We start from the raw sequence: 6942 nt of genomic DNA, 5'->3' as shown, positions 1-6942 counted from the left end.
CCCCCGACCGCCCGGAGGCCACGGCATGATCCACGCCCTCAGCGACTCCTGGACCATGACCCGCCGCGAGCTCGCCCACTGGGTGCGGCAGCCCGGCCGGCTGGCCGTCGGGTTCCTCTTCCCCGTGATGCTCCTGCTGATGTTCGGCTACCTCATGGGCGGCGGACGCGGGGTGCGCGGCGACTACCTCGACTACCTCCTCCCCGGCATGCTCGCCCTGACCATGGTGTTCGGCCTGGAGAACACGATGGTCGCGGTGACCCGGGACCTCGACAAGGGCGTCATCGACCGCTTCCGCTCCCTGCCGATGGCGGACGGCGCGGTCCTGGTCGGCAGGGCCTGCGCGGACATGCTCGGCTCGACGATCGGCGTCCTCGCCCTGATGGCCACGGGCCTGGCCCTGGGCTGGCGCCCCGACACGACCCCCGCGTCCTTTCTCACCGCCCTCGCCCTCCTGCTCCTCCTCCGCTTCGCGATGCTGTGGGTCGGCATCCACCTGGCCCTGATCGCCGGCAAACCCGAACTGGTCCAGGCGGTCCAGATCCTGGTCTGGCCGATCGGCTTCCTCTCCAACGCCCTGGCGACCCCGGAGGCGATGCCGGGCTGGCTGGGCACGGCCGTCGACTGGAACCCCCTGTCCCGGACGGCGACGGCGGTACGGGACCTGTACGGCGTACCGGGGACGGACGCGGCCCACCTGTGGACGGCGGTGGCATGGCCGCTGGGCCTGCTGGCGGTGTTCTTCCCGCTGGCGGTGAGGAGGTTCGGCCGCATGAGGTAGGAACACCCGCCTAGTGATGGAACCCGGTCGCCGCCTCCTTGTCCCGCGTCAGCGGATGCGGCTGCCGCCGAAGCTCCGGCACCAGCCGGCTCAGGTCCTCGAAGAACAACTCCGCGAGGTCTTGGGAGAACCCGTTCCGGCAGACGACCCGCAGCACCGACAAGTCCTCCCGGTTGGCCGGAAACGTGTACGCCGGCACCAGCCACCCCTTCTCCCGAAGCCGCCGGGACACGTCGAAGACGTCGTACGCGTCCACCCCCTCACCCGTCGTGAACGCGAACACCGGCAGCTCGTCTCCGCGCGTGAGGAGCCGGAAGTCGCCCAGGGACTCGATCTTCCCGGCGAGCCCCTGGGCGACGTCCCGCGTGGACTGCTGAACCGCCCGGTACCCGTCCCGCCCGAGCCGCAGGAACGAGTAGTACTGGGCGACGACCTGCGCGCCGGGCCGGGAGAAGTTCAGCGCGAACGTCGGCATGTCGCCCCCGAGGTAGTTCACCCGGAACACCAGCTCCTCCGGCAGCGCCTCCTTGTCCCGCCACACCGCCCACCCCACCCCGGGATACACCAGCCCGTACTTGTGCCCGGACGTGTTGATGGACGCCACCCGGGGCAGCCGGAAGTCCCACACCAGCTCCGCGTCGAGGAACGGCGCGACCATCCCGCCCGACGCCCCGTCGACATGCACCGGCACGTCGATCCCGGTCCTCTCCTGAAGGACGTCCAGCGCCGCGCACAACTCCGTGATCGGCTCGTACGACCCGTCGAACGTGGACCCCAGGATCCCCACGACCCCGATCGTGTTCTCGTCGCACAACTCCGCGGCGGCCTGCGGATCGAGATGGAACCGGTCCCCCTCCATGGGCACCTGCCGGGCCTCCACCTCCCAGAAATTGCAGAACTTCTCCCAGCAGACCTGGACATTCACCCCCATGACGAGGTTGGGCCGCGCGGAACCGGGATACCGGTCACGGTTCTTCGCGGCCCACCGCCGCTTGAGGGCCATCCCGGCGAGCATGCACGCCTCACTGGACCCGGTCGTCGAACACCCCACCGCGGCCGAGGGATCCGGCGCGTTCCACAGATCCGCCAGCATCGCCACACACCGCCGCTCCAGCTCGGCGGTCCGCGGATACTCGTCCTTGTCGATCATGTTCTTGTCACGGCACTCGGCCATCAGCACACCGGCCTGGGGCTCCATCCACGTCGTGACGAACGTGGCGAGATTCAGCCGCGAGTTCCCGTCGAGCATCAACTCGTCGTGCACCAGCTGATACGCCGTCGACGGCGCCATCGGCCCCTCCGCGAGCCGGTGCTTGGGCGGCGCCTCGCTCATCCCGCCCACCGGATCGGCCTCCCCGAAGAACGGGTTCACAGACAACGCCCGCTCCTCGTGCTTCCTCGGCCCCTCGTGCAACGCCATGCCCGCCTCCCACCAGCTCGTCTGCTCTGTGAACGTTCGCCACGATTGCCCGGTTCCCGGAATTCAGACTTGCACCTCACGCAACGTGAGGCCCCACAGTGAAACGCGACCGAGAACGGACAGGAGCCCGACGTGACGTACTCCGTAGGACAGGTGGCCGAGTTCGCGGGCATCACCGTCCGCACCCTCCACCACTACGACGCGATCGGCCTCCTGCCCCCGACCGACCGCACCCCGACAGGCCACCGCCGCTACACGGAATCCGACCTCGACCGCCTCCAGCGCCTCCTGTTCTACCGAGAACTCGGCTTCCCGCTGGACGAGATCGCGACCCTCCTCGACGACCCCGAAACCGACCCCACGCAGCACCTGCGCCGCCAGCGAGACCTCCTCGCGGCCCGCATCGACCGGCTCCAGAAAATGGCCGCCGCAGTCCAACAAGCCCTGGAGGCACGCACCATGGGAATCGACCTCACCCCCGAAGAACGCTTCGAGGTCTTCGGCGACAAGGACCCCGACCAGTACGCCGACGAGGCCGCCGAACGCTGGGGAGGCACCGACACGTACGCGGAGAGCATGCGCCGCACCGCCACCTACACCAAGGCCGACTGGCAGCGCCTGAAGGCCGAGACGGACGCCTGGGAGGCCCGCTACACGGCCCTGGTCGCGGCCGGCACACCCCCGCACAGCGACGAGGCGGTGTCCCTCGCGGAGGAACACCGCCGGCACATCGGCCACTGGTACTTCGACTGCCCGTACGAGCTGCACACGTGCTTCGGCGACATGTACGTCTCGGACGAACGCTTCAAGGCGTACTACGACGGCATGGGGGAGGGCCTGGCGGAGCACCTGAGGGCCGCGATCAGGGAGAACGCGAACCGGCACACGTCCTGACCCCGCCCGCTACTCCCGCGCCAGCACCACCGCCGTCCCGTACGCGCACACCTCCGTCCCCACGTCCGCCGCCTCCGTCACGTCGAAGCGGAACGCCAGTACCGCGTTCGCCCCGCGCGCGTGTGCCTGTTCGATCAGGCGTTGCATCGCCTCGTTGCGGGTCTCGACGAGCGTTTTCGTCAGACCCTTCAGCTCGCCGCCGATCAGCGACTTCAGGCCCGCCCCGATCTGGCTGCCGAGATGCCGGGAGCGGACCGTGAGGCCGAACACCTCCCCGATCACCTGATCCACCCGATACCCGGGCACATCGTTCGTGGTCACGACCAGTACGTCCGGCTGGGGCCCCTGCCCGCCGCCGTAGTCCTCGATACTCATGCCCACAGCTTTGCCCCAGCGCGCGCACAGTGCATCCTGGGTACCCGCCTGGAACCTGGCCCGGTGCGGCTGCGTTGATACGTTTGGGAGCGCAGTCCCACGCCCGCCCCCGCCAGCTTCGTACCCTCACAGCAGGAGCCACATCCCCGTGATCACGCTCGCTCTCGGCCCCGAGTGGCTCAGTCCTGACTATCTGATCGAGACGTTCGCCCTGCCGGGCATTCTGCTGATCGTCTTCGCGGAGTCGGGCCTGTTCGCCTTCCTCCCGGGCGACTCCCTGCTGTTCACGGCGGGCCTGTTCGTGGCCCAGGGGAAGTACATCAGCCAGCCCCTGTGGCTGGTCTGCACGCTGATCGTGGCCGCGGCGATCATCGGTGACCAGGTCGGCTACATGATCGGCAAGTTCCTGGGCCCGAAACTCTTCAACCGCCCCAACTCCAAGCTCTTCAAGAAGGAGAACCTGGACAAGGCGCACGAGTTCATGGAGAAGTACGGCCCGAAGGCGATCGTCCTGGCCCGCTTCGTGCCGATCGTCCGCACGTTCGCGCCGATCGTCGCCGGCGCCGGCCGCATGAAGTACCGCACGTTCCTGTCGTACAACATCATCGGCGGCATCGCCTGGGGCACGGGCGTCACGCTGGCCGGCTACTGGCTGGGCCAGATCGAGTTCATCCGTACGAACGTCGAGTCGATCCTGATCCTGATCGTGCTCCTGTCGGTCGTCCCGATCATCATCGAGTTCCTGCGCGAGCGCTCGAAGAAGAAGCGCGAGGCGGCCCAGCAGCCCACCCCGCAGCCCCAGTTCCAGGCCCCCCAGCAGCACATGGACGACGCGACGACCCAACTGCGCCGCATCCCGCAGGCCGACGCCCAGCAGCAGCCGTACAACAACGGCAACGGGCAGTACTACGGCGGCCAGCAGCCGCCGCAGCAACAGCAGTACGGCGGCGGCTACTACGACAACAACCAGCAGCAGTACCCGTACGGCCAGCAGCCCCAGCAGCCGCACCAGCAGGGCTACTCCCAGAACGGCTACCCGCAGAACTGACCGGGACCGGTCAGAACCCGCGCGTGCGCTTCGCGGACTTCCGCTTCTCCACGGACACCCGCAGGAACAGCCGCGAGATCTCCGACCCCAGGTTGACCCCGATGGCGATCGCCATCGCCAGTGCCGCCGCCTTCGACAACCCCACCAGCCCCCGGTCCACGTGGTGCTGCGCGATCGACAGCAGCCCGAAGTAGGTCGCGGAACCGGGCAGCAGGGGCCCGATGGCGGCGGTCGTGTACGGCAGGGCCGACGTGAACCGGTAGCGCGCCAGCAACTGCCCGAACAGCCCCACCAGCCCGGCGGCGGCGGCCGTGGAGACGACCGCCGACAGCTGCCCGGCGTGGTGCATCGCCCCGTACACGCACCACGCCACACCCCCGTTGAGCGTCGCCGCGAGCACCGTCGACCGCTCCTGCTGCAACAGCACCGCGAAGGTCAGCGACAGCATCATCGCCGCGCCGATCTGCCACCCGGGCCGGTCGGCGGTGACGAGCGCGGCGTCCGGGTCGAGGCGCGCCCCGAGGTTGACGCCGATGTAGAGCACGGTGAGCACGCCGACGACAATGCCGACGAAGAAGTACAGGACCTCCAGCAGGCGCGCGGCGGCGGTGATGTAGAACCCGGTGAGCCCGTCCTGCACACCGGCCACCAGCGCGCGCCCGGGAAGCAGCGCGAACAGCCCGCCGGTGATGACGGCGGACGCGGCGACGTCCACGCGCGCGAGCGTGAGGGCCACGCCGATCGCCGCGGGCGGCAGCGCGGCGACGACGAACTGGTAGAACTCCGGCAGCCCCCGACCCGCCAGCAGCCACGCGAGCCGGTCCCCGAGGACGGCGCCGAGCGCGGCGGCCACGAACACGAGCGCGTCACCCCCGACGAGCACGGACGCGGCCCCGGCCAGCAGCCCGCTCGCGGACGTCAGCACCCACGTCGGGTACGGGTGCCGGTTGCGGCGTATCTCCGCGAGGCGCCTGTACGCCTCCTCAAGGCTCAGATGGGCCTCGGGGTCACTCAGGTCCCCGACGAGCCGGAAAACGGCTGCCAGGCGCGTGTAGTCCGTCCCTCGGCGCCGTACGATCCGCGTCGCGGTCACCGGATCCTCGACGAGCGAGGGCTGATAGGAGATCGAGACGAGCGTGAACGTGACGTTCGGCTCACAGCGGTCCAGCCCGTACGACCGGCAGACCGCGAACATCGCCGCCTCGACGTCCTCCGCGCCCTCCCCGCCGGCCAGCAGCAGTTCCCCGATACGCAAAGTGAGGTCCAGCACGCGCGGGACGGCGGGGCCGCCGTCGTCCGTGTGCTTCGGCGGCGACTCCGGCGCGGGCCGCTCGGTCACCGGCATGCGCAGCATCGTGCGCATCCGGTCCTGCCAGGGCGCGTCCTTCGTGAGGCTGATGACGGGGATACCGGCGGGCGGGGTGAACGCGGGCGGCGCGTCCTGCGCGCTGTAGACACGCGGCGTGCTGAACGCCGAGCCCTCCGGCTCACCCGGCGGCTTCGGGGCGTCCAGACCCTCCGGGACGGCGAACTCCGAGGTCGTCTCCGACTCGCCCGCTCTGGGAGCGTCGAGCCCTACCGGGAGCGCGAACTCGGAGGTGATCTCCGGGTCGTACGCACTGCGCGCCTCGTCCGACCGCGGCTTGCGGTCCACCGGCTCCGACACTGAGAAACGCTCCCTGGAACGACACCTTCCGTCTCGGCCCTCAGTATGCGCACAGACAGCCGAAAGGGCCGCACGCGTACGCACGCGCGCGGCCCTTCACCACGGGTCCCGGGGATGCTCAGTGGCCGCCCTGGTCCTGGAAACGCTTGTACGACCGCTCGATCTCCGCCTCGGCCTCCGTACGGCCGACCCAGTCGGCGCCCTCGACGGACTTGCCGGGCTCCAGGTCCTTGTAGACCTCGAAGAAGTGCTGGATCTCCAGGCGGTCGAACTCCGACACGTGGTGGATGTCACGCAGGTGCTCCACGCGCGGGTCGGTCGCCGGGACGCACAGCAGCTTGTCGTCGCCGCCTGCCTCGTCCGTCATCCGGAACATGCCGATCGCGCGGCACTTGATGAGACAGCCCGGGAACGTCGGCTCGTCCAGGATGACGANNGGGTCGCCGTCCTCGCCGAGCGTGTTCTCGACGAATCCGTAGTCGGTCGGGTACGCGGTCGAGGTGAAGAGTCGACGGTCCAGGCGGATCCGACCGGTCTCGTGGTCCACCTCGTACTTGTTGCGCGAACCCTTCGGGATCTCGATCGTGACGTCGAACTCCACCGGTGGCTCCTCCATGATCAGCACAGACTTCGGGTGGTTAAGTGTCCCTCACGCCGATGTGTGATCGCGAAAGGGGCTGGTGGCCATGCCGGAGCCGAGACCGGGACAGGCCGCGAGCCCCCACTCCGACGAGGCGAAAAAGAGGCTACGCGCCCCG

General features: G+C 69.4%; 7 protein-coding genes and 1 pseudogene. 3 read left to right on the top strand and 5 right to left on the bottom strand.

Annotated elements, in window-relative coordinates:
* The first annotated feature begins 25 nt into the window (after positions 1-25).
* Positions 26-781 carry an ABC transporter permease gene (locus AOK24_RS22870; protein WP_055721943.1) on the top strand — a complete coding sequence of 252 codons (756 nt, stop codon included), beginning with the start codon at positions 26-28 and terminating at the stop codon, positions 779-781.
* 10 nt (positions 782-791) lie between these two features.
* On the opposite strand, the gene gad is transcribed toward AOK24_RS22870, so the two are convergent.
* Positions 792-2201, bottom strand: coding sequence for a glutamate decarboxylase (gad, locus tag AOK24_RS22865; RefSeq protein WP_055721942.1), 1410 nt, complete (start codon positions 2199-2201; stop codon positions 792-794).
* A 132-nt stretch (positions 2202-2333) separates the two neighbouring features.
* Here gad and AOK24_RS22860 point away from each other — a divergent pair, with 132 nt between their 5' ends.
* Positions 2334-3095 carry a MerR family transcriptional regulator gene (locus tag AOK24_RS22860; RefSeq protein WP_055721941.1) on the top strand — a complete coding sequence of 254 codons (762 nt, stop codon included), beginning with the start codon at positions 2334-2336 and terminating at the stop codon, positions 3093-3095.
* Between the two features lie 9 nt (positions 3096-3104).
* Here the strand turns inward: AOK24_RS22860 and AOK24_RS22855 are convergent, their stop codons facing one another.
* Positions 3105-3470: a YbjQ family protein gene (locus AOK24_RS22855; protein ID WP_055721940.1), complete on the bottom strand. Its 366-nt coding sequence runs from the start codon at positions 3468-3470 to the stop codon at positions 3105-3107.
* 148 nt (positions 3471-3618) lie between these two features.
* Between AOK24_RS22855 and AOK24_RS22850 the strand changes: the two genes are divergently transcribed.
* Positions 3619-4518: a DedA family protein gene (locus AOK24_RS22850; protein WP_055721939.1), complete on the top strand. Its 900-nt coding sequence runs from the start codon at positions 3619-3621 to the stop codon at positions 4516-4518.
* 10 nt (positions 4519-4528) lie between these two features.
* Here AOK24_RS22850 and AOK24_RS22845 read toward each other — a convergent pair whose 3' ends face one another.
* The 3 genes and pseudogenes from AOK24_RS22845 to AOK24_RS51000 form a co-directional block, all read right to left on the bottom strand.
* Positions 4529-6184 (bottom strand): threonine/serine exporter family protein, encoded by a 1656-nt coding sequence (locus tag AOK24_RS22845; RefSeq protein WP_055721938.1) that lies wholly within the window; start codon positions 6182-6184, stop codon positions 4529-4531.
* 118 nt (positions 6185-6302) lie between these two features.
* Positions 6303-6619, bottom strand: a pseudogene (locus AOK24_RS22840) (inorganic diphosphatase); the annotation flags it as partial.
* A 2-nt stretch (positions 6620-6621) separates the two neighbouring features.
* Positions 6622-6785: inorganic diphosphatase (locus AOK24_RS51000; RefSeq protein WP_143663718.1), on the bottom strand; the 164-nt coding region annotated here is incomplete at its 3' end.
* Positions 6786-6942 lie beyond the last annotated feature (157 nt).

Source organism: Streptomyces niveiscabiei, from assembly GCF_001419795.1.
GTDB lineage: Bacteria > Actinomycetota > Actinomycetes > Streptomycetales > Streptomycetaceae > Streptomyces > Streptomyces niveiscabiei.
This window is presented reverse-complemented; position numbering and strand designations above follow the sequence as displayed.